Origin of the sequence: Bacillus sp. FJAT-27231, from assembly GCF_001183975.1 — a bacterium.
Lineage (GTDB): Bacteria > Bacillota > Bacilli > Bacillales > Domibacillaceae > Pseudobacillus > Pseudobacillus wudalianchiensis.
Genome location: NZ_LFZU01000001.1, coordinates 3135095 through 3160988, shown reverse-complemented (window position 1 = coordinate 3160988; position 25894 = coordinate 3135095). Strand labels below are relative to the sequence as shown.

The following is a 25894-nucleotide window of genomic DNA, read 5'->3' as shown; positions in this document are numbered from 1 at the left end:
CCTTTTAAAGGAAACTGCTTTTCTTATTAAAAAGAGAGGAGGAGAAATATGGAAAAAGAGCTTGCCTATCCATCACGAACAAAGGGAATTATTATGGTTCTCGCCAGTTCCTTATTTTGGGGTGCATCAGGTGTGATCGCCCAGTTTCTTTTTCAAAAGCAGGGAGTTGGGGTAGAATGGCTTGTAACAGCGAGATTGCTGCTAGCGGGCTTGCTCTTGCTCCTCTTCGCGGCGATAAAAGAAAAGAAAGCAATCTTTGATATGTGGAGGGACCGCTTCAGTTGGCCGTCTCTTGTTCTTTTTAGTCTGCTTGGCATGCTTGGTGTGCAATATACTTTTTTCGCAGCGATTAAAAGTGGAAATGCCGCGACCGCGACCGTACTTCAATATCTAGCTCCGGTGTTGATTGTACTCTATCTCGCTATTCGTTCAAAAGCAAGGCCGGCATCCAAGGAGATCATCGCTGTTCTTTTATCTGTATTGGGAACGTTCTTTTTAGTAACAGGCGGAAACCTAAACGAGCTGACGATTTCCGGGAAAGCATTAGTGTGGGGATTGAGCTCGGCAGTAGCCCTTACTTTTTATACGCTGCACCCGCTCGAATTGTTGAAAAGATGGGGATCCATTTTAGTAGTTGGATGGGCCATGACAGTAGCCGGGGTAGCATTCAGCTTTATCCATCCTCCTTGGAAATTTGAAGGGACTATTTCCTTGGCGACAGTAGCCGGAGTGAGCTTTGTGATTGTGTTTGGCACCTTATTAGCTTTTTACTTTTATGTGGAGAGCCTTCATTATTTACGGGCATCAGAAACAAGCCTGCTCGCTTGTGCTGAACCGCTGTCTGCCGTCTTTTTGTCTGTCTTTTTATTGGGCGTTCCATTCGGTTTTGGCGAGTGGTTTGGAACGGCTTGTATTATCATAACGGTATTAATGTTATCTCGAGCGAAGTAATAAAAGGAACGGAGGATTGGGATGAGGATTGATAAATTATTGGCAAATATAGGCCATGGAAGCCGCAAGGAAGTGAAGCAGCTGTTAAAGGCTGGAGCGGTTACAGTCAATGGAGAAGTAATCAAAGATGCTAAACAGCATGTCGACCCAACGAACGATCATATTATGCTCTATGAGGAAGAAGTGTTTTATCGTGAGTTTATTTATTTAATGATGAATAAACCACCAGGTGTGATTTCAGCAACAGAAGATACGAGGGAGGAAACGGTTGTTGATTTACTGGAAGCTGAACATGCTGTATTTAATCCGTTTCCAGTCGGCCGTCTTGATAAAGACACGGAAGGCTTGCTGCTGTTAACAACCGACGGTGTGCTTGCTCATCAGTTGCTTTCTCCTAAAAAGCATGTGCCGAAAACGTATTTTGCCGTTATTGACGGTGAAGTAACAGAAGAGGACCGTGAAGCTTTTCGGAAAGGTGTGACGCTCGACGATGGATATATAACAAAGCCGGGTGAATTAACTATTTTAAAAAGCGGTCTGCGTTCAGATATTGAGCTCACTATTACAGAAGGAAAGTTTCATCAAGTAAAAAGAATGTTTGAAGCTGTTGGCAAGAGAGTCGTCTACTTACAGCGGATTTCTATGGGGCCGCTTCAGCTTGATGAAGAACTCGATCTTGGCGAGTATCGGGAGCTGACGGAGGAAGAGGTAGCGCTTTTAAAAGGTGCCGGGAAAGAGTAACAGCAAAGCATTTATGGCTAACAAAGCCTATAACAAAAAAAGCCCTTGCCAATTCAGGCAGGGGCTTGTTCATGACGTCATTCGAACTTTCTTTTGTGTCGTTGTCCACTTGCCACGGCTTGGGCTAATGACCAAGTCGTTGTAAGCTAACACATTCAAATCTCTTTGAATGGTGCGAGGAGTGATACCAAATTCATCCACGATTTCCTGAGTCGAAACAGTCCCGTTTTCTTTAATAAACATATAGACTGATTTGATCCGATTTAGCATCCGATTTGTTGAAGGTTTCAAATAACCACTCCCTCATCTTTTTTCACAGAGGCAATACAACAGACGACGGTTTATAGAGAAGCGGTATGCTTCCCGGTACATATGTAGTTAATGTGTCGCAGACAACTCCTTTACTAGAGATATAAGATGTCTGACAATTGTATTTTACCTCATTTATATTCATTTTTCTAGAAAAAATACTTAAATTCATGATTCTTCATATAGTATGTACCCTTTTTTTTATAAAACTAACAATTAGAGAGAAACTTTTATTGTTAGTTTGAATGGTTGCTTTTCCTGCAGACGGGCGCTTTCCGCTCCAATCAAGGATTAAAAGTATTCATTTTTAACAGAGCTGGCGAATGAAGAGGTATTTATTCTTTTTTAGGGACAATAAAGGTAAAATAAAGAAAAAGATGGATAGGAGGAAATATACATGCAAGAAATAAATTGGCAGGCTGAAGTAGAAAAGAGGAAAGAAGAGCTTTTGCAGGATTTGCAGTCTCTAATCGCCATCAAAAGTGTGCTTGATGAAAAAAGAGGGACCCCAGATGCTCCACTTGGCGAACAGGTAAAAGAAGCACTTGATTTTATGCTGAACCTCGGGCAGAAAGATGGATTTACAGAAAAAAATGTGGACAATCTAGCTGGTCATGTAGAGTTCGGAACGGGAGAAGAACTTGTTGGTATTTTGTGTCACGTGGATGTTGTACCAGAAGGAGACGGCTGGACAACCGATCCGTTTGGTGGAGAAATAAAGGATGGAAAGATATTTGGACGAGGGGCTATCGATGACAAAGGACCGACAATGGCTGCTTACTATGCCATGAAAATTGTGAAAGAGCTTGGTTTGCCTTTACATAAGCGAGTACGAATGATTATCGGTACGGACGAGGAAAGCGAATGGCGTTGTGTGGATCGTTATTTTGAAAAAGAAGAAATGCCAGCTGTCGGTTTTGCTCCGGATGCAGACTTTCCAATCATCTTTGCAGAAAAAGGAATTGCTGATTTTGACGTTGTTCAACAGTCTGATGAGCTTACCCAGGGGCGCTCTGGTGACATCATTGTTCACTCTTTTGAAGCAGGCAGAAGATATAATATGGTACCTGATTATGCAAAAGCCGCGGTAACCGTGAACCGCGGACAGACAGAAGTGATTCAAAGCTACCGGGCGTTTGTCGATGAGCATGGATTGGATGACCGCTCCTATATTGACAATGGAAGGTTAATTTTAGAATTGAAAGGTGTTTCTGCTCATGGGATGGAGCCAGATCTTGGGAAAAATGCCGGCCTTTATTTGGCAGAGTTCTTAGCTGGCAGAGAACTTGATAAAAAAGCGGCTCACTTTTTTCAGTTCACGAGCCGGTTTTTCTTCGAAGAATCCCGTGGAAGAAAGTTAGGGATAGACTATAGCGATAAAATAACGGGTGACTTAACCATCAATGTAGGGAAGCTGGCATTTCATGAAGATACTGGAGGAAGACTTGGTTTGAATATGCGTTATCCTGTTACGTTTCAACTAGAGGAGCAAAAAGCGTTGTTAACCGAACGTCTGGCTGAGGAGCGCTTCAAGATTGAGAATTTTTCCGACAGTCCTCCACATCATGTCGACCAAAATCATCCATTCATTCAGACGCTTTGTAAAGTGTACGAGGAACAAACGGGAGAGAAAGCAGAGCTTTTATCTATTGGAGGAGGCACCTATGCCCGCAGTTTAAAAACAGGAGTGGCATTTGGCGCACTGTTCCCTGGACGGGAGGACGTTGCCCATCAAAAAGATGAATACATGTTTATTGAGGACTTGCTAAAAGCGACCGCTATTTATGCTCAAACTATTTGGGAGCTAGCAGGAGAAAAATAATTACTTATGTTTTTGGGAAGGTTACTGGCCAATACCGGGAGTTTACTGACCAAAAAACTTTAAATACTGACCTGAGAACCAAATAAAAACGCCCTTCCACCAGTTGGAAGGGCGTTTTTATTATGACTGGAATAAATCACTTGATAAGTAGCGCTCACCTGTATCACAGGCGATGCATACGACAATATCGTCTTTCGTTAAGGTTTTCGCTGTTTGGATAGCGGCATAGCAAGCGGCACCTGATGAAGGACCTACGAGGATTCCTTCTTCACGGGCGAGACGATGCACCGTTTCATAGGCATCCTCATCTTCAATTTTATAAATATAATCGTACACATCTTCATGCAGTGTATTTGGAATAAAGCCAGGGCTTGTGCCAACGAGCTTATGCTTACCTGGTTTGCCGCCGGATAAGACAGGAGAACCAGCAGGCTCTACTACGTGAACTTTTAAGTCGGGAATCTGTTCTTTTAATACTTCACCTGTCCCGGTAATAGTGCCGCCTGTGCCAGCTGTAGCGACAAAAGCCCCGAGGTTCTTGCCGATTTGCTTTACAGCCTCCAAAATTTCTACTGCTGTTGTTTTCCGGTGGGCATCCGGGTTAGCCGGATTATCAAATTGCATCGGAACAAAGCTATTAGGAATCTCTTTTGCAAGCTCTTCTGCTTTTCGAATCGAGCCGGGCATTTTTTCATCGCCTGGTGTCAGTACCACTTCTGCCCCGTACGCTTTTAAAAGGTTAATTCGTTCTTTTGTCATCGTATCAGGCATCACTAAAATAGCTTTATAGCCTCTAGCTGCGGCATTCATAGCAAGCCCGATGCCCGTATTGCCGCTCGTTGGTTCGATAATAGTCGCTCCTGGCTTTAGCAAACCGGCTTTTTCGGCCTCTGCGATCATGTTATAGGCAGCCCGGTCTTTTACACTTTTACTTGGATTAAAAAATTCCAGCTTTAAATATACATCCGCTCCCTGTTCAGAGGCTAAACGGTTTAATTTTACAAGGGGAGTGTCCCCGATTAACTCAGCAATGTTGTTAACGGTTTTCACTGTTGTTCATCCTTCCATCCATTTTTCTTACTTCTATTATTAGCATATTAATTCGTATTAATCCAATCAATACAGATAGGAATATACGTTTTTTTTTCGATTTGGAAACATCCAACGCGTTTGGTAGAATAGAGGGAAAATCACTGATAAAGGGGTAGCTGACATGAGTCGTAATCATTATTTCTTTGCCCTTCCTCTGCCATTGGAATTAAAACAGGATCTTCATCAAAGGATCCAAGAGCAGCAGCTTCCATTTGCTCGTTTTGTTCATGAGCAAGATTTACATCTGACGTTGGCTTTTCTAGGAGCAGCAGAAGAAGAGCCGCTTCAGAAGGCTATTTCACTTATGGCTTCTTTTATAAAAGAAAAAGAAATAGAAGCCTTTCCTCTCGTCATTGACCATCTCGGTTTTTTTGGTAAAAAGACAGAGCCGCGTATTTTCTGGGCGGGCGTGCAAGAGGAAAGCCGTCTCAATCAATTACAGGCAACTGTAAGTGCAGCATGTCGAGAAGCAGGGTTTACTCTTGACAACAGACCGTTTCGTCCTCACATTACAATCGCTAGAAAATGGAAGGGGGAAACGTCTTTTCAATTGCCGCCATTAGAGCTAAAGGAAAATTTTTTAGCAGAATCTGTTGTTTTATACGAAACTTATTTGGATAGGAGTCCGAAATATAAAATAAAGGAAAAAATAGAATTACATAAAGGTGAGGGAAAGGAATAAAGAAACATGGCGCAGTTGATTAAGCTACAGGATTACATTTCTAGATATGAAACAGACGTTTTTCATTATCCGGCCCAGTTTGCCCGGCTTAAAAAACAACAGTGGGAAAGCATGCGGCAATTCTGGGAGCGGAATCGCTGGAAAGAGGAGCTGGATACCCTGACGATTGAGGAGGCCGAGGAAGAAGCCGAAGAACCAGGAATGGTACATAAACTAAAGTCCCTTTTCCGGTTTGGCAAAGACGAGGAAGCTGCTACTGCAGAAGAAGAGCAGTCCCTGTTTGAAACGATTCAAGTTAGCTCAGCGGCTAACTTAGAGGAATTAAAACAGCAGTTTCTCGAACAGTTATTTACTTTTCAAGTGAAATGGGCCAGCTCAACCGTACGGGAAAAATCGTATATTGACCCAAGATATTTTCATGATGAGCGGTTAAGGTTTTTCCTGCAAAGACTGCCGGACAGCTTTCTTTTGTTGTATGAGCCTGTTCTTCAGTTGAAAAAGGCGCCGATGGAACTGGATGTCATTTTATTAGCCCCAACGGAAGCCTGGTGTTTGACATTTTTGGAAGAGGAAGAACAAGCCGTGTACGTTGGTTCTACAGAGCATTTTTGGCTTAAGAGAAGCGGGAAGGAGGAAGGAAGAGTCCTGAGTCCAATGCTCGCAATGAGCCGGATGGAAGCTGTAGTAAAGAATTTATTTCAATTGCAGGAGCTTGACTTTCCGGTAAAAAAAGCGATCGTCTCCCGTAATGGGTTCATTGATTACCCAGGCGCGCCGTATGGGCTGGACATCATAGACAGCCGAACTTTTCCAGATTGGTTTAATCGTATGAGAAGCATGCCTTCTCCGTTAAAAAATATTCAATTGAAAGCAGCGAAAAGCATTCTCGACTTTGGGAAAACAACGAGTGTCCGACGGCCAGAATGGGATGAAGACCCTGGATTTTTGTTTATGAATGAGGCGGAGGATAAGAAAGAATAAAAAAAGTATCTTCTTCATCAAATGTCTATTCATAAGCATGCGCGAAATACCTAGCCGAAGAAACTATTTCGTGATAAAATATTAGATAACTTTTAAAATGAACGCGTAGATGACAGAATAAAAAATGCAGCCTGTCATAGTACGAAGATAGCTATTGTAGGAAGAATCGATAGCTGTCTTTTTTATTCGGGTGCGAAAGAAGCCCAACAAAAATGAAGGTGACTAACGGTGGAACACTTACTTGGACAAGATTGGGAAATCACTCCAGCCGGCGGAGCAACCGGAAAGGCTTATGCGGCCAAGCATGGAGGACAGCAATTATTCTTAAAAAGAAATTCGTCTCCTTTTTTGGCGGTTTTGTCGGTTGAAGGGATTGTTCCGAAGCTGATCTGGACAAAACGACTGGAAAACGGAGATGTCATTACAGCTCAGCATTGGCTCAAAGGTCGTGAGCTTGCTCCAATAGAGATGGGAGATAGCCGGGTAGCGAGGCTAATGAGTAAGATTCATTCTTCCCAGCCGTTGTTGTCCATGCTTGAAAAGCTTGGAAAAGAGCCGGTAGAACCTGAGATGATCCTAGCAGAGATTGAACGGCAGCTTGATGAGGAAATACAAAGTGATGAAGATGTCCAAAGGGCCTTTCGATTCCTTCGAAGCCGGCTTTCCGAGGTTGGCCATGGAGAGTATGTTGTTTGCCACGGAGATATTAATCATAATAATTGGTTATTATCAGATGAAGATGAGCTATACTTAATTGATTGGGATGGAGCGTTAATTGCCGATCCGGCTGTTGATCTGGGGATGATGCTGTATACATACATTGAGGAAAGCCAGTGGGAAAGCTGGCTCGCTCAGTATGGCCTCGTCTACACTCCGCATCTAGGCTTACGAATGAAGTGGTATGTATTAGCCCAGACGCTTTTATCGCTCCAATGGAATAAAGAAACAGGCCGCAGCCGAGAGGTGAAAGAAGGCTTTCGTGACTTAGCGCATATTCTTTCTTGAATGTAACGGATAAGCGTGATATGGTTTGAACGAAACATTTTTTAATGAGGTGCCAGAATGCGATTAAGACATAAACCGTGGGCTCGGGAAAAAATCGAGGCCTACCCGCAATATATTGTTCCAAAGCCGGAAGATCATAAAGGCGATTGGAAACAGGTGTTTAATAATGATAACCCGTTGTACATTGAAGTAGGAACGGGGAAAGGCCAATTTGTTACGGAAATGGCAAAAGCTCATCCGGACGTTAACTTTCTCGGAATCGAGCTGTATGAAAGTGTCATTGTGACGGCTTTAGACCGGCTTATTGAAGCAGAGCTTCCGAATGTGAAGTTGTTAAACGTAGATGCTAAAAATCTTGACCAGTATTTTGCCAAGGGAGATGTTAGCCGCGTTTATTTGAATTTTTCAGACCCATGGCCGAAAAAACGTCATGAAAAACGGCGTTTGACGTATCGATCGTTTTTAAAGCTGTATGAGGATATTATGCCGGATGGTGGAGAAATTCATTTTAAAACAGATAATCAAGGCTTATTTGAATACTCTCTGCAAAGCTTTTCTGCTTATGGAATGCTGCTTACATTCTTAAGTCTCGATCTTCACAAGAGTGATTATGAAGGCAATATTATGACAGAATATGAAGAGAAATTTTCCCAGAGGGGCCAGCGGATTTATAGGGTAGAAGCGCAGTTTCGTTCATAGTGCTCTTTAAAGTGCAAAAAGATGTCTTAGCAGGTTCAATCTGCTAAGACATCTTTTTTTAGGATAGGAATTACTTTAACGGGCATCTGGGAATACTCGGCGTACCGTTTCTGTAAATTCATCAAATAATCCTGCTACTGGATGACCTGCATTGAGCCGATCTCCATAATCCCGCATCCGCTGCATGAAATCCGGATTGGCTGATACGTATACCTTTTGAACGCTGCGATCCGATTTTCTTACTTCATTCGCGATTTTGTCTTCAAGCTGGTTAGTCAGTTTGTCTTGATTTCCATTATTCAGCATTACCGCTGCATAGGCAGTATGATCCGTGACAATTACTTTAGCGGCGCGTACTTCTTTTAACTTCTCCAATTGGCTCTCTGCCTGATCCGATACTTCCATGCCGTTGTTATTGTTGTTATTGTTGTCGTTAACCATGTTGTTACCGTTGTTATCATCAGTAGTGAGCGTACGGCTTTGATTATTCCGATCATTTCGATCCCCATCAAACGTTTGATTATTTGGAGGGTTATATCGAGCATTTTCAATATCTATGCCTTGGCGTTCATCCACTGAATTTGTCTTGTTACATCCGAATAACAAAACAAACGGTAAAAATGCAATGATCATATATCTTAGCTTTATCATGAGATAGACTCCTTTCGTTAATGTACACCTTTAAGTTGAGCAGAACAGGAAGGAATTATTCATCTAACCGTTTGCAGTCATTCCATCAAATGACACAATATTCTAAGAAATGTTACAATGAATGCGTATACATGAAGGGGGGATTATAAATTGGAAGAACTAAAAGTGGGGGGCTTAACATTAACATGGTTAAATGGCGGGGTAACCAACATGGATGGAGGCGCCATGTTTGGGGTGGTGCCGAAGCCATTGTGGTCAAAAAAATACGACAGTAATGAAAAGAATCAAGTGACATTACGAACGGATCCTATTTTTTTTCAAATGGATGGAAAGAATATTCTAATTGAAGCGGGAATTGGAAACGGCCGGTTAACCGATAAGCAGATTCGCAATTATGGAGTGCATGAAGAATCAAAGGTGGAAGAAGGATTGGCTGAATTAGGCATCACGCCTGCCGATATCGATATCATTCTAATGACTCACATGCATTTTGACCATGCACTCGGATTAACAAAACGGACAGGGGACAAGCTTGTGCCTGCTTTTCCGAATGCTGTCATTTATACATCAGAAATCGAATGGGATGAGATGAGAAACCCTAATATTCGTTCTAAAAACACGTATTGGAAGGAAAATTGGGAAGCAATTGAGGAGCAAGTTCAAACCTATAAGGAAGAGATCGAGCCAATTAAAGGAGTCAAAATGATTCATACAGGCGGCCACAGTAACGGTCATTCGATTATTACAATGGAGCGTAACGGAGAATGGCTCATTCATATGGCAGATCTGATGCCGACACATGCCCACCAAAATGTGCTATGGGTACTGGCGTATGATGATTATCCAATGGATTCGATTGCAGCTAAACAAAAATGGCTGCCGGAAGGAATGGAAAGAAACGCTTGGTTTTTCTTTTATCATGATGCTGTATACCGTGCAGTGAAGTGGAATGAACACGGAGAGATGATCGAGGCAGTAAAGAGAGAAAAAGCGGCTGTTGAAAATTAATGATCAAAAGGGCTGCCTATTAAGGACAGCCCTCAGGCTGTTAATAAACGTTCACTTTCCATTAAGTTCAGGTCCTGAAAGGTAAAACATTCCATCAGCCTGAGAGTGTCAAAAAGCAGCTTCGGCTTAATAAGTTCTATATACGTCCATAATGGCGCCGGTTTTAGAGTCAGCAATAAATTCAAATTGCTCTCTTTCTTGGCCAATGGTGCGGGAAACTCCGCCTTTGTATACCATTTTGTCCATGCCGACTTTCTTGATTGGTTCTGGCTTCATTTTAATCCAAGATCCATCGATCGTGCCTTCTGATTTAAATGCTTCTTTCACTTCTTTTAATGCTCTTTCCGCGGAGACGTATGTAGTCTTTGTTAAACTTTGCTGTACGAGTACGGCACCTGCAGCACCTGCAACTGCTCCTAAAATAAATGTACCCCAATTCGTATTCATATTTTTCACCCCTATTTTTATAGATTGATATAAGTATACCTTAATTTGAAAAATGCTGAAACTTCTGTCTTTCATGTTCAGAAAATCGTCATAGTCAAACTGGAAGTCTAGTCCAATTTTCTGTAGAATGAAGGCAATCGAGACTTGAAAAGGAGATTAGAGCATGAATAAAGAAACGCTAGAACTCTTTAAGACGTTAACCGAACTGCCGGGGGCTCCTGGAAACGAGCATGACGTGCGCCGATTTATGCGTACACAGTTAGAAATGTACGCCGATGACATTGTGCAAGATGGTCTAGGCAGTATTTTTGGCGTAAGAAAAGGAGAAGATCATGAGCCTGTTGTGATGGTGGCTGGCCATATGGATGAAGTGGGCTTTATGGTTACTCAAATTACTGACAATGGAATGATTCGGTTTCAACCTCTTGGCGGCTGGTGGGGACAGGTCCTGCTCGCTCAGCGTGTACAAATTATGACGAACAACGGTCCTGTTATCGGGGTTATTGGCTCAATCCCTCCTCACTTATTAAGTGAAGAACAGCGCAAAAAACCGATGGAGATAAAAAATATGCTCATTGATATTGGAGCCGATGACAAAGAAGATGCGAAGAAAATCGGCATTAAGCCGGGGCAGTCTATCCTGCCGGTATCTCCTTTCACGCCAATGGCGAACGAGAAGAAAATCCTGGCTAAGGCGTGGGACAACCGTTACGGATGCGGGCTTGCGATTGAATTGCTGAAAGAGCTGAAGGGGGAAAAGCTGCCGAATACGCTTTATTCTGGTGCAACTGTACAAGAGGAAGTCGGCCTGCGCGGCGCCCAAACAGCGGCTGAAATGATTAAGCCCGATATTTTCTATGCTCTTGATGCCAGTCCTGCAAATGACGCATCGGGGGATAAAAAAGAATTTGGCCAGCTCGGCAAAGGAGCACTCCTGCGTATTTTTGACAGAACGATGGTGACTCACCGCGGTATGAGGGAATTTATCTTAGATACAGCGGAAAGCCACAATATCCCTTATCAATACTTTGTTTCGCAGGGAGGGACAGATGCGGGACGTGTTCATACGTCTAATCAAGGGGTGCCAAGCGCCGTTATTGGCATTTGTTCACGCTATATTCATACACACGCTTCCATCATTCATGTAGATGATTATGCTGCAGCAAAAGAATTGCTTGTTCGTCTTGTAAAAACAAGTGACAAAGCGACAGTTGCTTCGTTAAAGGCAGGAAGTTGAGTAAAGTACAAGATAGATGAAAACAGTCTAAGACCTGCCCTCAGTGAAGCAGGTCTTAGCTTGCTGGAAAGACTCAGTAAATTCACCTTCTATCGTTGCTTGAGGCATTTCTCAGGATCTATTTTTATCGGTATCCACCTCCCATTGGCTCTCCTTTTAAATTGAGCGATTTCCACATCTGTGCCATTGGTTAATTCAAAAAATACGAACAGGTAATCGTGGCCGTCTGTCCCGTGAACATAAATATGTTTCACATAATTATTTTTATAAGTAGGGTATCTCTTCTTTACAAGCTTGCACCATTCACCGTATTTAACGTCTACGACTGCCTCCGCTTCGTGATCCCATCCATGATAAGGTGCACATAGAAAGTCTTCACCGTGAAAGGTCATATCGTGAATTTTATACGATTCCTTTTCTTTTATAACCGTTATAAAACCGTAATAATAAGCAAAAAAAGTAACGTCCTTCGCGCTTCCTTCAATCGTCTCTAGCTCAACAAAATAATGCGAAGTTTTCACCTTATTTAATTTAATTAAAGTAATATGGCCGATTCCGCGGAAAGAGTGAAAGAATTTTTCATAGCTCACTCTCTTTTGATATTCTTTATCAAGAAATTGGTAAGCGACTGGATAAGGGATGGCTGCCATTCCTACTGTGCCGCAACCTCCTCCTTCTCCTTCAGAAAAATAGGCTGCTTCTCGCAATACGCTAAAATAATTTAAAATTGTATCCTCCGGTGCAGCCGTTAAAGTAGAAGGCAACTGGATGTCCTCTGGAGGTTTTGTGTAGTATGGATTAAAAAAAGTAAACGAACGAACGCGAGTGTTCAAAGCGGGCAGGCGGGAGGGACGAAAATATTTCTGGTTTGTATCTTCCCCGCGGAGCTGAGGGTAATTAGCTGTTTTCTTGATTTCTTTTTGAAAAAAGCCTCCCATCCATAAATCTTCAGTATCCACTGTCATTCCTCCTTAATCCATCTTATTAGCAATACCGGAGACGAATACTCAAAGATCGTGAAGTTGTTTGAAATTTATTCCCGTCTTATAATTTGTAGTGATGATGTTTTCACAAGGCTATATTCATCTTGAATACAGCCTTTTATAAAAGAAAGAAGGGATCACTTGAGAATTGCTATTGGTTCATTAAATAGAGCAAAAAAGCTAGCTTTGGAGAAAGCGGTTGAAGCGGCCGGCTTACAAGCAGAAATAGAGAGTATATCGGTTCCGTCTAACGTAAGTGAACAGCCGTTTTCCGATGAAGAAACGAGGCAGGGAGCCGTCAACCGGGCCAAAAATGCTCTAACAGAAGCGAATGCTGATATCGGGATCGGCCTTGAAGGCGGAGTCATGGAAACAGACGCAGGCCTGTTTTTGTGCAACTGGGGAGCGCTTGCTGTTGAAGAGCAGGTTATTATAACAGCAGGAGGAGCTAGGATTTTACTGCCCCCAACGATAGCTGAACAACTTCGCAGCGGCGAAGAGCTTGGCCCTGTTATGGAGCGATTTACTGCCCGCGAAGAAATCCGCCAGCACGAAGGGGCTATTGGCGTTTTTACAAACGGACTTGTCACGAGGGATGAAATGTTTCTTCATGTGGCAAAATTACTGTTAGGACAATTTTTGTTAATAAATAAGAAGTAAGTGCCAGAGTGTAGACAAAGTCTATGTTCAATCCCTCAGGCTAGTTGAAAACGTTTGTCTTTCGAGGCGCGAGACCTGACGAGGAGCGGAGTGATCAGCAGGGTCATGAGCACCGCAGGCAGGCGAGCAACGAAGAAAGCGAGCGTTTGTAAACAGCCTGGTAGCTGCTTCCTTTGTCGCAAAAACAAGCTGCCAAGGTCTTCTCACTAGCCAAAAGGTGTAAGGAAAAATGATTTTGGAAGCCTATTGGCTGAAAAAAGGGATCACGCCCGGCGGATTAGCAGGAAGCTTATGCTGTGGCACCATTGGCATTGTTCATACGATGATTTAACAGATGAAGATCTTTTCGGCCATGAGCTTTGAGACAAGGGTGTTTCTGTAAGACTTTCTGCTTCATTTGCGGCACCCCTTATGATAAGCTTACTCATATCTGAAACTATGAGAAAGAAAGGCTGGTCAACCTCAGCTAAATGACCATTTCAATGGGAGGGAAGTAAGGGTGAAGAAACTAGCATCAATGGAAGAATTCCAGCAATTAAAAGAATCAGGGAAGCATATCTTTTTATTTTCTGCTGATTGGTGCCCGGACTGCCGGGTGATTGAACCGGTACTGCCAGAAATCGAAGAAAAATATAATGAATATACTTTTATTTATGTAGATCGGGACGATTTTCTTGATTTATGTATCAGTATGGATATCTTTGGTATACCAAGTTTTGTTGCCTTCCAAAACGGCGAAGAGCTTGGCCGTTTTGTTAGCAAAAATCGGAAGACAAAGGAAGAGATCGAGCAGTTTATCGAAAGACTATAAAGCATATCCGTCTGGTTCACCGGCACAGCCTATTACCTTAACAGCCGGCTAACCAGGCGTCTTTCTTGAGAAAGGAGAGAAATGGTGGACTCGAAAAAATTAAGACGTATTCTTGAAGAACGGTTACAGCAGGAAAATCGTTCGTTTTTATTTGACAGAGAAAAAGACGAGCTGCGAATTGAAAATGAAGAATCTGGAAAAGGGATAACCGTTTCATTGCCAGGTATTGTGGCTAAATGGCATGAGAAAAAAGAAAAAGCCATTGATGAGGTTATCTACTATGTAGAAGAAGCATTAGCTGTCATGGGCACAGATCATTCTTTATCGGATCAGGAAAAGAATATTTTCCCTGTTATTCGCTCTACTTCATTTCCTAAGGAAGTGGAAGAAGGAGTGCCGTTTTTTATTGATGAACATACAGCAGAAACAAATATTTATTATGCACTCGATCTTGGAAAGACCTATCGTTTGATTGATGAGCGATTAATGAAAAAAGAAGGCTGGACAAAAGAACGGCTTCGTGAAATGGCGCGCTTTAATCTGCGTTCTTTGCCAACAAACGTAAAACGAGACGAAGTAGCAGGCAGCATCTTTTATTTCCTCAATACGAACGACGGCTATGACGCCAGCCGAATTTTAAATGATAAGTTTCTAAAAGAAATGGCGGAGCAGGTACAGGGGGAAATGACGGTAGCCGTTCCACACGGCGATGTACTCATTATTGGAGATATTCGTAATGAAACAGGTTATGATGTGCTGGCTCAAATGACGATGAGCTTTTTCACAGGCGGCCATGTTCCCATTACCGCTCTTTCTTTCATTTATGAAGAAGGAACGCTAGAACCGATCTTTATTATGGCGAAGAATCGAGCGGTTGAACGAGAAAATAAATAAGCGGTATGTAAAAAACCTTGAAAGTGGATAGACGCTTTCAAGGTTTTTGTGCTTTTCGGTGCAAAAGTCTCAAATGTCTTTATTTGCTATCATCCTAGCGGAAAAAGCTGTTAAAATAAGAAGGGATTTTAAAAAGAAAAGGTGATTTTAATGAGTTTTTTTAAGAGAATAATCGGATTGTTTCGTGAAGAAATAGATGAAGAAGTTGAACAGCCGGTTGAGCTGCTTCAACAAAAAGAAGTGACTCTGCAAAGAACAGCCGAACAGCCGGATTTTTCTTTGTCCTCTGAACGGCTGCAAGAGTCACAGGAAATGAAAACTAGAATAGCTTATCGCTACCCTTCAAGAGAATTACGAGGCCGTAGACAGGAGGCCATTCAGCCCCGACGGGAAAGAAAGGTACGTTTGGAAAAACAAGAGTTCCTCGGCAATAGCCCGGAACAAGAGCACGGTTCTGTAAAGAAAGAAGAGCCGCGTGCTAAACAGCCGACTAAACCAATTCCAACTTACAAAGTCTCTCCTGGGCCTTTTAAGCCTACAGAGGTCCCATCCCCTATATACGGCTTTCAAAAACGGCCGAAAAACAAGGCGGAAGATAGGGAGGAACCGTATGATCAAGTCGAAGTAACTCCAGTTGCTGCTAGAGAAGAAGAGAGTCTACCTGTTTCTAAAGAAAAAGTAGAGGCGGAAACAATAAAAATCGATAAGGAAGAAAAAGTGATATTTACAGCAGCTGATTCAGCTAAACAGGAAGAGCCAGCACCAACATTACCGGAAAAAGAAGAACCATTGCTTTTATTCAAATCAGAGGAAAAGAAAAAAGCTTTTGATGTAGAAGCTGTTTCATCATTTGCAAAAGAAGAGATAGCTGCGAAACCAGCAGAATCAGTATACGAAGAAGTAGCTGCAAAACCAGCAGAACCGGTATACAAAGAAGAAGCAGCTGTGAGACTAGCAGAACTGGCATCCAAAGAAGAACAGGTAGCTATGAGACCGACAGAGTCGGTATATAAGGAAGAAGAGGCAGCTGTCAGACCAGTAGAATCGGTACACAAAGAAGAAGCAGCTGCGAGACCAGCGGAACCGGTGTACAAAGAAGAAATGGCTGCGAGACCGACAGAATCGGTATACAAGGAAGAAGAGGCAGCTGCCAGACCAGTGGAACCGGTACACAAAGAAGAAGCAACTGCGAGACTAGCGGAACCGGTGTACAAAGAAGAAATGGCTGCGAGACCGACAGAATCGGTATACAAGGAAGAAGAGGCAGCTGTCAGACCAGTAGAACCGGTACACAAAGAAGAAGCAGCTGCGAGAACAGCGGAACCGGTGTACAAAGAAGAAATGGCTGCGAGACCGGCAGAATCGGTATACAAGGAAGAAGAGGCAGCTGCAAAACCAGCAGACCTAATATACAAAGAAGAATCCGCTGCTTCGTTGGTAGAGGAAGGAGCTGTACAAGTTGAAATAACAGAAAAGCCAGCTCCGCCGGAAAATCCAGATGGAAAACTGCCAGAAGAAAAAAGAGTGTCTCGAGCAGAGGAAAGAAGCCGCAAGAGAAAGCAAACACCATTTAATGTTCTTATGCTGAAGCAAGACCGGGAATTATGGAAACAAAGAAAGGAAGAACCGTCCAAGCTGCCGGAAGAGCCGGCTGTTGCAGAAGCAAGCGACGTTATTTGCCATGTTGAAGAAAGGGTAGAAGATACCTTACTGCAACCGACGGAGCCTGAGGTGCCTGCAGCAGACAGCGAGGATCGCTCTGAACCCGAATATTACGTGTTTCCTTACGAGGACTACTTAGCTCCTCCTGTTGTAAAAGAAATGAGCGGGGAGTTCGTAGATGCCCAAAGTGAGGTATTAAATGAAACCTTCAAGAACTTTAACGTAAAGGCTTCGGTTGTAAATGTGACTGTCGGGCCATCCGTCACCAGGTTTGAAGTAGAGCCGGAGCGAGGCGTGAAGGTAAGCAAGATTACCAATTTAACAGATGATATTAAACGAAGTCTTGCTGCACGGAATATTCGAATTGAGGCGCCGATCCCGGGCACACAAGTGATTGGGATTGAAGTGCCAAATAAAGAGGGCCGTCCTGTGCAAATTAGCGAAATTATTTCGAGTCAGGCATTTAAAGAGAATGCTTCGCCGCTTACATCGGCGCTCGGCCTTGACATTTCTGGTGAGCCGGTTGTGCTCGATTTAAAGAAAATGCCGCATGGCTTAATTGCGGGAGCGACTGGTTCAGGGAAAAGTGTCTGTATCAATTCGATCCTTGTTAGTCTTTTATATAAAGCAGCTCCGCATGAGCTAAAATTGATGCTGATCGACCCTAAAATGGTAGAACTGGCTCCTTACAATGGCATTCCTCACTTAGTCAGCCCTGTCATTACCGATGTAAAAGCGGCAACAGCTGCTTTGAAGTGGGCAGTGGAGGAAATGGAACGGCGCTATGAATTATTTGTTCATGCCGGCGTTCGGGATATTACGAAATACAATGAGAAAGCAGCGGAGCATGGAAGAAAAAGTGAGCACCTGCCTTATATTGTGATTATTATTGATGAGCTGGCAGATTTAATGATGATGTCGCCAGCTGATGTAGAAGAGGCGATTTGCCGGATTGCTCAGAAAGCTCGGGCATGTGGTATTCATTTAATTGTCGCTACACAGCGTCCTTCTGTTGACGTTATTACTGGTTTAATTAAAGCGAATATCCCAACGAGGATTGCCTTCTCGGTGTCCTCACAGGTAGACTCACGTACAATCATTGATACAGGTGGTGCAGAAAAGCTGCTCGGCCGTGGAGATATGCTCTTTTTAAACAATGGAGCATCAGAAACGGTCCGCTTGCAAGGTACATTTGTGTCTGATGATGAAATTGATACTATCGTCGCGCATGTGCGCAAAGAACAAGAGCCCAATTATTTATTTGAGCAGGAAGAGCTTTTACAAAAAGCCGCCATTTCAGAAACGGAAGATGAACTTTTTCCAGAAGCCTGTGAATTTGTCGTTCAACAGGGAGGCGCGTCTACATCGCTTTTACAGCGTCATTTTAAAATTGGCTATAATCGGGCCGCACGATTAATCGAGATGATGGAAACGCAAGGATTCGTATCTGGACAACGGGCTGGCCGACCGCGAGAAGTTCTTTTAACAGAAGAGGAATTGCAAACACTTCATGATTCAAATGCAAACTGATATTCCCTTTTGAGGAAATATGTGGAGGCAACGCTTGCATGCAGCCTCCCTTTTTTCATAAGGAGCAAAAGGCTGCATAGTCAGCCGCTCAAAAAAGTGTTATAATGTTTCAATGTAAAATGCTAACTGTCCGTCGTCTATAAAAGGGCAAAACGGCTTAAAATACATATAATGCTTACGGATAGACGAATGCTGGAGGTTCTATTATGACAACATACCACTTTGTTGGAATTAAAGGCTCGGGAATGAGCGCCCTTGCACAGGTACTTCATGATCAAGGTGAACAAGTGCAAGGTTCTGATGTTGATAAATCATTTTTTACTCAAAAAGCACTGGAGGAAGCGGGCATTCCGATCCTGCCATTTCGGGCCGATAATATTCAGCCTGGCATGACTGTTATTGCTGGCAATGCTTTTCCAGATGATCATGAGGAGATTCAACGAGCGAACGAATTACAACTGCCTGTGATCCGTTATCACCGCTTTCTTGGAGATTTTATGCAGAGCTTTACAAGTATTGCGGTAACGGGTGCTCACGGGAAAACATCGACGACAGGCTTGCTCGCTCATGTGATTAGCGGAGCAAAGCCAACTTCTTTCCTTATTGGAGACGGTACGGGCAAAGGAGAAAAGGAAGCGGAATATTTTCCCTTTGAAGCGTGTGAATACCGCCGCCATTTCTTGTCTTATGCTCCCGACTACGCCATTATGACGAATATTGACTTTGATCATCCGGACTACTTTTCTGATGTGGAAGACGTATTCTCTGCTTTTCAGGAGATGGCCTTGAAAGTGAAAAAAGGCATTTTTGCGTGTGGAGACGATGAACATTTACAGCGAATCCATGCCAAAGTACCGGTTGTTTTTTATGGATTTGCGGAAGAAAATGATTTTCAAGCCCGCAATATCCAACATGATTCAAGCGGCACGACATTTGATGTTTTTGTGCGCCATACATTCTATGCTTCATTTAAAATTCCGACATTCGGTGATCATAACATTTTAAATGCGCTGGCTGTTATTGCGCTTTGTCAATATGAAGAAATTGATACGGAGATTGTGAAAGAAAGACTGCTTACGTTCGGAGGAGTGAAGCGGCGCTTTTCAGAGAAAACAATCGGAACGCAAGTGCTGATAGATGATTATGCTCATCATCCAACGGAGATTAAAGCAACCATTAATTCAGCACGCCAAAAATATCAAGATAGAGAAATTGTCGTGATTTTCCAACCACATACGTTCTCAAGAACGCAAACCTTCTTAGACGATTTTGCCGAAAGCCTGAGTGGGGCAGATGCTGTGTACTTGTGTGATATTTTCGGTTCGGCACGTGAACATCAAGGTCAGTTGACGATTGAAGATCTACAGAAAAGAGTTCCTGGCTCTGTTTTGCTTAAGGAAGGAGATACTTCTTCCCTTTCTAAACATAAAGATGGCGTCTTAATCTTTATGGGGGCAGGAGACATTCAAAAGTTTCAGTCTGCGTATGAAAAGTATTTGAATGAACAATAATGAGAAGGTGGCAGCTGTCATTTTCTCGTCAGCTGCCGGGATTTTCCGGCAGCTTTTCTTTTTAATAAAGGGCTTTGTTAAGGTGGGGGATTCTTTTTTAATAGTTGATCGCAGCGGAAGGACTATGTTCCGCAGCCTCCTGTAGCAAAAATGAACAACTAAGTCTAATAGAGCCTAATAAAAAGCTGTGGCTAAACCGTGAACATTTTATGCTTTTTAAGCAAATAAGCAGGAAAAAATAACGTTTGAGAGAAGTTATCAGTGTTTAAGCTTTTGTTTGTGGGGTAACTTTAGTGTATAGTAATTAAGAACTTTGTAGGAGGTGTCGCATAGTGGTAATTATTTTGTATTTGAGTGCTGCCATAGCAGCGATTGCTTTTTTAATTCTTGTTTTAAACTTGTCAAAAACTTTAAAATCAGTTGACAAAACTTTAGACAGTCTTTCCAGAACAGTAGACAGATTGGAAGGTCAAATGCAGGGAATCACAGCGGAAACAACAGAGCTATTACATAAGACGAATGCCCTCGCTGAAGATGTCCAGCATAAAACAGAACAGTTAAATACAGTTGTGTATGCTATTAAAGATGTTGGTTCAACAGTTCAAAACTTGAACCAGTCTATTAATAAAGTAACAACAACAGTTGCCTCACAAATGGAGAAAAATCAATATAAAATTTCTCAAGCAGTACAGTGGGGGAATATTGTTAAACAACTCGTCGAAAAATTTAAAGACGGAAAAGAAGAGCAGTCGGCTAAGGTGAATGCCAGAGAATTATCTGCCCCAGAGTCAACTTCACCTGTAACTCGCCAGCCAAACTATTAAGGAAAAGGAGAGAGGAATATGGGACAAATGAAGAAGCCAAACGTAAAGTACGATAATTATGAATCAGGCAACATCTATGATGACGGTACGATGAACACGAAAGACTTTTTAATCGGTGCCCTTGTCGGTGGACTTGTTGGTGCGGCCACTGCGTTATTCATGGCTCCGAAGTCTGGAAAAGAACTGCGCGAAGACTTTAATTCTCAAGCTGGCACGTTGAAGGAACGAGCTAGCGGATGGACCGAAATGGCAAAGGAAAAAGGCAGTAATCTTGCAACAGCGGCGAAAGACAAAACAGCTACTTTGTCTCAATCTGTTCAAGAACAATCCGGTGTCTTAATGGATAAAGTTAAAACAGTCATGCCAACAGGCAATGGCAGTACAGATGATATGATGAACAAGGCAAAAGAAACAGCCGACTCTGTTAAAGATTCTGTCACTCAAAAGTTAGAAGAAACAAAAAAAGCATTTGATCAAACAGAAAAGAGTGTCAACGGAGCCAATGGATCTTCTAATAGCTCTCAATCAGGCTCAGCAGGCTCCTCTAATCAATCATCTAAGCCATCTCCTTCTGTTTATGCTAATTCAGCAGATGTAGGTGTAGATGAAAAGGTACAGGGCGGCGGCCATAACGCGCCAAATAATGCTGTTAAGAACAATAATGATTTTTCAAATAAAAATAATTCAACTAATGGCAAGCAAAATAATAAGAAGAACAACAAATAAAAAAAACAGCGGCTTGTCCGCTGTTTTTTTTATTAATGAAACTTTAAATGGGAAGGTGACTTTTATGGAAAAAGTAGACTTAATTGCTGATTTTGAAAGATTGGTCGAAGAAAACAAGCGTTTCTTTTTTCTAAAGCATAGTACAACTTGCCCGGTAAGCTCGAGCGCTTTTAATGAATATCAGGCCTTTTTACATGAGCACCCTGAAGAAAGAGGGTATTACCTAGCTGTTCAGGATTCAAGAGAGCTGTCTAATTACATAGCAGGGGAGTATAATATTATTCACCAGTCCCCACAAGCATTTTTGTTCGAAAAGGGGCAGCCTATCTGGAATGAATCCCACTGGAAAATTACAAAGGAGCAATTAGAACAAGTAAGTTCCCAAAAATAAAATAAGGCGTTTAGAAAGAGGGGAAAACCCCTCTTTTTAAACGTTTTACTCACTTTTTTACTTTAACGCTTAAAAGCGTCTAATAATTAAAGAAAAATATTCGTGACATTTCAGAATGTTTGTTTTATAATAATCCCTAACATTAAAAATGATTATTTTTCTCTTGCTTTATTTTTTCAGCCGGCGAAAGAGTGAAGCTTAAACGGGGAAACATAGCAGCTGATTAGAGGGAATTGTGGATAATATATTAGAGCGGAAGGATGATAATTGTGAGTAACCAGGAACTAGACCAGTTAAGACAACGTGTTGATGAAATAAATACGGAATTGCTAAGCCTTATTAGCGAGCGAGCTACACTTGTTCAGGAAATTGGAAGAGTGAAAGAGAAACAGGGTGTCAACCGTTATGATCCTGTCCGCGAAAGAGCGATGCTGAATAAGATTGTTGAAAGCAATAGCGGTCCATTCGAAAATTCAACAATTGAGCATTTGTTTAAAGAAATTTTTAAAGCAGGCTTGGAATTGCAACAAGATGACCATCGAAAGGCACTTCTCGTTTCACGTAAGAAGAAGCCTGAGGACACAATCGTAGAGATTCGCGGCGAGAGAGTTGGAGATGGTTCACCGACATTCGTGTTCGGACCATGTGCTGTAGAATCATATGAACAAGTAGCTGAGGTGGCACAAGCCATTAAAGATAAAGGGTTAAAATTAATCCGCGGTGGGGCATTTAAGCCGCGTACTTCTCCTTACGATTTCCAAGGTCTTGGTTTAGAAGGATTGAAAATCTTAAAGAGAGTAGCAGATGAATACAATCTTGCCGTTGTCAGTGAGATTGTTAACCCAGCTGATATTGAAGTAGCTTGCGAATACATTGATGTGATCCAAATCGGAGCCCGCAACATGCAGAATTTTGAATTGTTAAAAGCAGCTGGAAGTGTGAAAAAACCAGTATTGCTGAAGCGGGGTCTTGCTGCTACGATTGAAGAATTCATCAATGCAGCTGAATACATCATTTCTCGTGGTAATGACCAAATTATGCTTTGTGAGCGTGGTATCCGCACATACGAGCGTGCGACACGGAACACGCTTGATATCTCGGCGGTGCCAATCTTGAAGCAGGAAACTCACTTGCCTGTTTTCGTAGATGTGACACATTCAACAGGACGTCGTGATTTATTGATTCCAACAGCAAAAGCAGCATTAGCTATTGGAGCAGATGGAGTAATGGCAGAAGTTCATCCAGATCCGGCAGTAGCGCTTTCTGACTCTGCTCAGCAAATGAATTTGCAACAATTTGATGAATTTTATAAAGAAGTTCTTCAAAGTATTCCTGTAAAAGCGTAACTCCTGTGTATTCACAGGAGTTTTTTTTGTTAAGATAGAGATAAAAGCTAATATGAAGGAGAAGATATAAAAATGAATGTAACAATTTATGATGTAGCAAGGGAAGCGAGTGTCTCCATGGCTACGGTGTCCCGGGTGGTAAATGGAAACCCGAATGTAAAGCCAGCGACCCGAAAAAAAGTTCTAGAAGTAATTGAGCGACTCGGATATCGTCCAAATGCGGTTGCTCGTGGACTAGCGAGTAAGAAAACAACAACAGTTGGCGTAATCATTCCGGATATTTCAAACATCTTCTATGCAGAGCTTGCTAGAGGAATTGAAGATATCGCTACAATGTATAAGTACAATATTATCTTAAGTAACTCTGATCAAAATAAGGATAAAGAAATCCGCTTAATTCACACGATGCTCGGTAAACAAGTAGATGGACTCGTCTTTATGGGCAGCCGGATTACACAGGAGCATGTAGAAGAGTTCGAACGTTCTCCTGTTCCTGTTGTATTGGCAGGGTCCCTAGAGCCGACAGGAAAAATACCGTCCGTCAATATTGACTATCGGGAAGCAGCCGTTGATGTGGTGAACTCACTAACAGAAAAAGGCCATAAACATATTGCCTTTATTGATGGGCCACTTGATGATACGATCAGCCAATATGTGTTAGAGGGCTACAAAGAAGGACTCGCTGCCGCTAACCTGTCGCTGACAGAGGAGTTAGTGGTGGACGGTGATTACACGTATGAATCTGGAATAGAAGCTTGGCACAAGCTAGAAACGGCTTCTGTCAAACCGACAGCCGTCTTCGCCAACGGAGATGAAATGGCACTTGGTGTTATTCATGGTGCCCAGGATAGCGGTGTGAAAATCCCTGAGGAACTAGAAGTAATTAGCTTTGAAAGCACAAAGCTTGCTTTAATGGTTCGCCCGCAGCTAACGTCTGTTGTGCAGCCATTGTATGATATTGGAGCAGTTGCCATGAGGCTCTTAACAAAATATATGAATAAAGAAGAAGTAGAAAGTCCAATTGTTGTTCTGCCTCACCGCATTGAAACAAGAGGATCAACGAAATAAGAATTTTTTCAATAACAGTTTCTGTTAAAGAGAAAGAGTTGGTTTTTCACTAGTTCATGGCGTCGGAAAGCGTCCGCCTGCAGTGAAAATCACCAACTAACTATAAATAGAGAGAGAAAATGCAGTTGTAATAGGGGATAGGGGAGAACCAATGAAAAAATTTGATGCATTGACACCAATTGGCATCCTTCTGGGGATTACCTTACTAGCATTTGCCGTTTTAACGAGCGGGGGCTTAAGCAGCTTTACGTCATTTATTCATTTGCCATCGATTTTAATCGTTCTTGGCGGACTTACTGCTGGTTTGTTAATTAACTTTCCATTGAGTGAAATAAAGCATCTGTTTACCGTTGCAAAACAAGCGTTTCGTGAAGAAGAGCTCGATTTAGAAGCACTCATTCAACGATTCGTAGAACTGTCTGAGAAAGCTCGTCGTGAAGGGCTGTTAACACTTGAAAAAGAATTGGAAAAAGAAGAGAATCCCTTTTTGAGAAAAGGCATGTTGCTGGCGATTGACGGCATCGAGCAGGATATGCTCGTAGATATTATGAACGCTGAAATTCTTGCTTTAGAAGAACGCCATCGAAAGAAAAGAAGTATGCTGGAAAAAGCCGGGGATTATGCACCGGCCTGGGGAATGATCGGCACCTTAATTGGGCTCGTGCTTATGTTGAAAAACTTGGATGATCCTACTTCCCTCGGTCCTAATATGGCCGTAGCTTTGATCACTACACTTTATGGTTCATTGCTTGCTAATCTTGTTTTTTTACCGATGGCTGCAAAGCTGGAACTAAGAACGGAAAAAGAAATATTCTTCCGTGAAATCATTATCGAAGGAGTCGTAGGCGTACAATCGGGGCAAAATCCTAAGATTCTTCAAGAGAAATTGCAGGCGTTTTTAGCTGGAAGTGAAGGAAAGACAGTGAGCGCGTTGACTACAGGTGAGGCGGCAGAGCTATGATTAGTCGTCGCCGTCCCTCTCGCAAACGACCGGAGCAAAAAGGGGCCCCAAAATGGATGGTGACGTTTTCTGACCTTGTCACACTCGTCTTAGTATTTTTTATCTTACTCTTCTCTATGTCGCAAATTGATATAATTAAATTTAAATCAATTGCTCAGTCGTTTAATGAGCAAGCTATCTTTCAAACAAATGATTCGATTGTGCCCGGAGAATATCCATCTGAAGAGATGAATAAGAAAGAAGCCGATCTCAATGAACAGTCACTTGATAAGCTTGCGAGAGAAGTGAAGAAATACTTAAAAGAGAACGGACTTGAAGACACGGCTGCAGCGATTAGGAATGAACAGGGAGTTGTACTTGTCCTGCAGGAGCAAATTGTTTTCGGCACAGGAGACGCCGTTATTTTGCAGGAGGCTTATCCTTTTCTCGAGAAAACAGGGAAGCTTCTAAAGAACATCCCTAACCTTGTAAAAGTAGAAGGACATACAGATAATCGGCCGATTAAAAACTCGATCTATCCATCTAACTGGGAACTTTCGAGCGCGCGGGCAAGCAGTGTTATTCGATTTTTTATTGATAATAATGGTCTTGATTCTGAACGGTTCATCGCTGTCGGCTACGGGGACACACGGCCGCTCGTTCCTAATACGAATGAAGAAAATATGCAAAAGAATCGTCGGGTACAGATTGTCATCTCTGATCCAACTTATAAAGAATGAGCGAATGACACTAGCCTATCATCAGCAAACAAAAACGCTTGAATCGCTTCAAGCGTTTTTGTTGTTTTTAAATAGACAGGTTGAATTTTTATTCCGTAGATCCAGCATCGGTGATGGCCAAAAGTAAAAGACCAAATCGACGGATGAGTGAGTTTTAGCATTTTGCCTATCTTCCCCCCGATT

At 42.4% G+C, this 25894-nt stretch carries 27 protein-coding genes; 21 read left to right on the top strand and 6 right to left on the bottom strand.

Annotation, left to right across the window (positions count from 1 at the left end):
• The first annotated feature begins 48 nt into the window (after positions 1 to 48).
• On the top strand, positions 49 to 951 hold the full coding sequence (locus AC623_RS15150; RefSeq protein WP_049663856.1) for a DMT family transporter: 903 nt from the start codon (positions 49 to 51) through the stop codon (positions 949 to 951).
• 21 nt (positions 952 to 972) lie between these two features.
• Positions 973 to 1692 carry a pseudouridine synthase gene (locus AC623_RS15145; RefSeq protein WP_049663855.1) on the top strand — a complete coding sequence of 240 codons (720 nt, stop codon included), beginning with the start codon at positions 973 to 975 and terminating at the stop codon, positions 1690 to 1692.
• A gap of 69 nt (positions 1693 to 1761) precedes the next feature.
• On the opposite strand, the gene AC623_RS15140 is transcribed toward AC623_RS15145, so the two are convergent.
• Positions 1762 to 1983, bottom strand: coding sequence for a DeoR family transcriptional regulator (locus AC623_RS15140; RefSeq protein ID WP_041097857.1), 222 nt, complete (start codon positions 1981 to 1983; stop codon positions 1762 to 1764).
• 415 nt (positions 1984 to 2398) lie between these two features.
• Here AC623_RS15140 and pepV point away from each other — a divergent pair, with 415 nt between their 5' ends.
• Positions 2399 to 3823 (top strand): dipeptidase PepV, encoded by a 1425-nt coding sequence (gene pepV / locus AC623_RS15135; RefSeq protein ID WP_049663852.1) that lies wholly within the window; start codon positions 2399 to 2401, stop codon positions 3821 to 3823.
• Between the two features lie 120 nt (positions 3824 to 3943).
• Here pepV and cysK read toward each other — a convergent pair whose 3' ends face one another.
• Positions 3944 to 4873, bottom strand: a complete 930-nt coding sequence (cysK, locus tag AC623_RS15130) for a cysteine synthase A (RefSeq protein WP_049663849.1) — start codon at positions 4871 to 4873, stop codon at positions 3944 to 3946.
• A gap of 163 nt (positions 4874 to 5036) precedes the next feature.
• On the opposite strand from cysK, the gene thpR reads away from it, so the two are divergent.
• From thpR to trmB, 4 genes are all read left to right on the top strand, one after another.
• Positions 5037 to 5597 (top strand): RNA 2',3'-cyclic phosphodiesterase, encoded by a 561-nt coding sequence (thpR, locus tag AC623_RS15125; RefSeq protein ID WP_049663846.1) that lies wholly within the window; start codon positions 5037 to 5039, stop codon positions 5595 to 5597.
• Between the two features lie 6 nt (positions 5598 to 5603).
• Positions 5604 to 6578: an NERD domain-containing protein gene (locus AC623_RS15120; RefSeq protein WP_049663845.1), complete on the top strand. Its 975-nt coding sequence runs from the start codon at positions 5604 to 5606 to the stop codon at positions 6576 to 6578.
• A gap of 228 nt (positions 6579 to 6806) precedes the next feature.
• Complete coding sequence (locus tag AC623_RS15115) at positions 6807 to 7583, top strand: phosphotransferase family protein (protein ID WP_049663843.1); 777 nt, start codon at positions 6807 to 6809, stop codon at positions 7581 to 7583.
• A 57-nt stretch (positions 7584 to 7640) separates the two neighbouring features.
• Entirely contained in the window at positions 7641 to 8282 is a 642-nt protein-coding gene (gene trmB, locus AC623_RS15110) for a tRNA (guanosine(46)-N7)-methyltransferase TrmB (protein WP_049663841.1), read from the top strand.
• Between the two features lie 75 nt (positions 8283 to 8357).
• Here trmB and AC623_RS15105 read toward each other — a convergent pair whose 3' ends face one another.
• Positions 8358 to 8933, bottom strand: coding sequence for a YhcN/YlaJ family sporulation lipoprotein (locus tag AC623_RS15105; protein WP_053104157.1), 576 nt, complete (start codon positions 8931 to 8933; stop codon positions 8358 to 8360).
• Between the two features lie 150 nt (positions 8934 to 9083).
• Here AC623_RS15105 and AC623_RS15100 point away from each other — a divergent pair, with 150 nt between their 5' ends.
• A complete protein-coding gene (locus AC623_RS15100; RefSeq protein ID WP_049663838.1) occupies positions 9084 to 9941 on the top strand; it encodes a YtnP family quorum-quenching lactonase in 858 nt (285 codons plus the stop codon).
• A gap of 126 nt (positions 9942 to 10067) precedes the next feature.
• On the opposite strand, the gene AC623_RS15095 is transcribed toward AC623_RS15100, so the two are convergent.
• The gene (locus AC623_RS15095) at positions 10068 to 10388 is read right to left on the bottom strand and encodes a PepSY domain-containing protein (protein WP_049663836.1); all 321 of its coding nucleotides are present in this window, start codon (positions 10386 to 10388) and stop codon (positions 10068 to 10070) included.
• 163 nt (positions 10389 to 10551) lie between these two features.
• Here AC623_RS15095 and AC623_RS15090 point away from each other — a divergent pair, with 163 nt between their 5' ends.
• Positions 10552 to 11625 (top strand): M42 family metallopeptidase, encoded by a 1074-nt coding sequence (locus AC623_RS15090; protein ID WP_049663834.1) that lies wholly within the window; start codon positions 10552 to 10554, stop codon positions 11623 to 11625.
• Between the two features lie 89 nt (positions 11626 to 11714).
• Here the strand turns inward: AC623_RS15090 and AC623_RS15085 are convergent, their stop codons facing one another.
• On the bottom strand, positions 11715 to 12584 hold the full coding sequence (locus AC623_RS15085; RefSeq protein ID WP_197090979.1) for a hypothetical protein: 870 nt from the start codon (positions 12582 to 12584) through the stop codon (positions 11715 to 11717).
• A 165-nt stretch (positions 12585 to 12749) separates the two neighbouring features.
• Between AC623_RS15085 and AC623_RS15080 the strand changes: the two genes are divergently transcribed.
• The 12 genes from AC623_RS15080 to motS all read left to right on the top strand — a co-directional run bounded on the left by AC623_RS15080 (position 12750) and on the right by motS (position 25711).
• Entirely contained in the window at positions 12750 to 13268 is a 519-nt protein-coding gene (locus tag AC623_RS15080; RefSeq protein WP_049663832.1) for a DUF84 family protein, read from the top strand.
• A gap of 499 nt (positions 13269 to 13767) precedes the next feature.
• Positions 13768 to 14079 (top strand): thioredoxin family protein, encoded by a 312-nt coding sequence (locus AC623_RS15075; RefSeq protein WP_049663830.1) that lies wholly within the window; start codon positions 13768 to 13770, stop codon positions 14077 to 14079.
• Between the two features lie 84 nt (positions 14080 to 14163).
• Positions 14164 to 14973 (top strand): DUF1444 domain-containing protein, encoded by an 810-nt coding sequence (locus AC623_RS15070; protein ID WP_049663828.1) that lies wholly within the window; start codon positions 14164 to 14166, stop codon positions 14971 to 14973.
• A 150-nt stretch (positions 14974 to 15123) separates the two neighbouring features.
• Positions 15124 to 18165: a DNA translocase FtsK gene (locus AC623_RS15065; protein ID WP_053104155.1), complete on the top strand. Its 3042-nt coding sequence runs from the start codon at positions 15124 to 15126 to the stop codon at positions 18163 to 18165.
• 206 nt (positions 18166 to 18371) lie between these two features.
• On the top strand, positions 18372 to 19676 hold the full coding sequence (gene murC / locus AC623_RS15060) for a UDP-N-acetylmuramate--L-alanine ligase (RefSeq protein ID WP_049663827.1): 1305 nt from the start codon (positions 18372 to 18374) through the stop codon (positions 19674 to 19676).
• Between the two features lie 332 nt (positions 19677 to 20008).
• A complete protein-coding gene (locus tag AC623_RS15055; RefSeq protein WP_049663825.1) occupies positions 20009 to 20500 on the top strand; it encodes a DUF948 domain-containing protein in 492 nt (163 codons plus the stop codon).
• A gap of 18 nt (positions 20501 to 20518) precedes the next feature.
• Entirely contained in the window at positions 20519 to 21226 is a 708-nt protein-coding gene (locus AC623_RS22365) for a YtxH domain-containing protein (protein ID WP_442853539.1), read from the top strand.
• Positions 21227 to 21290: 64 nt separating this feature from the next.
• A complete protein-coding gene (ytxJ, locus tag AC623_RS15045; protein WP_049663823.1) occupies positions 21291 to 21617 on the top strand; it encodes a bacillithiol system redox-active protein YtxJ in 327 nt (108 codons plus the stop codon).
• Between the two features lie 269 nt (positions 21618 to 21886).
• A complete protein-coding gene (locus tag AC623_RS15040) occupies positions 21887 to 22963 on the top strand; it encodes a bifunctional 3-deoxy-7-phosphoheptulonate synthase/chorismate mutase (RefSeq protein WP_049663821.1) in 1077 nt (358 codons plus the stop codon).
• A 72-nt stretch (positions 22964 to 23035) separates the two neighbouring features.
• Positions 23036 to 24031 carry a catabolite control protein A gene (ccpA, locus tag AC623_RS15035; protein ID WP_049663818.1) on the top strand — a complete coding sequence of 332 codons (996 nt, stop codon included), beginning with the start codon at positions 23036 to 23038 and terminating at the stop codon, positions 24029 to 24031.
• Between the two features lie 151 nt (positions 24032 to 24182).
• Positions 24183 to 24992, top strand: coding sequence for a flagellar motor protein MotP (gene motP / locus AC623_RS15030; RefSeq protein WP_049663816.1), 810 nt, complete (start codon positions 24183 to 24185; stop codon positions 24990 to 24992).
• Complete coding sequence (gene motS / locus AC623_RS15025) at positions 24989 to 25711, top strand: flagellar motor protein MotS (protein WP_049663815.1); 723 nt, start codon at positions 24989 to 24991, stop codon at positions 25709 to 25711. Before motP ends, motS begins: the two co-directional genes overlap by 4 nt.
• Here motS and AC623_RS21560 read toward each other — a convergent pair.
• On the bottom strand, positions 25699 to 25872 hold the full coding sequence (locus tag AC623_RS21560) for a hypothetical protein (protein ID WP_156187054.1): 174 nt from the start codon (positions 25870 to 25872) through the stop codon (positions 25699 to 25701). The genes motS and AC623_RS21560 overlap by 13 nt on opposite strands.
• Positions 25873 to 25894: the final 22 nt, after the last annotated feature.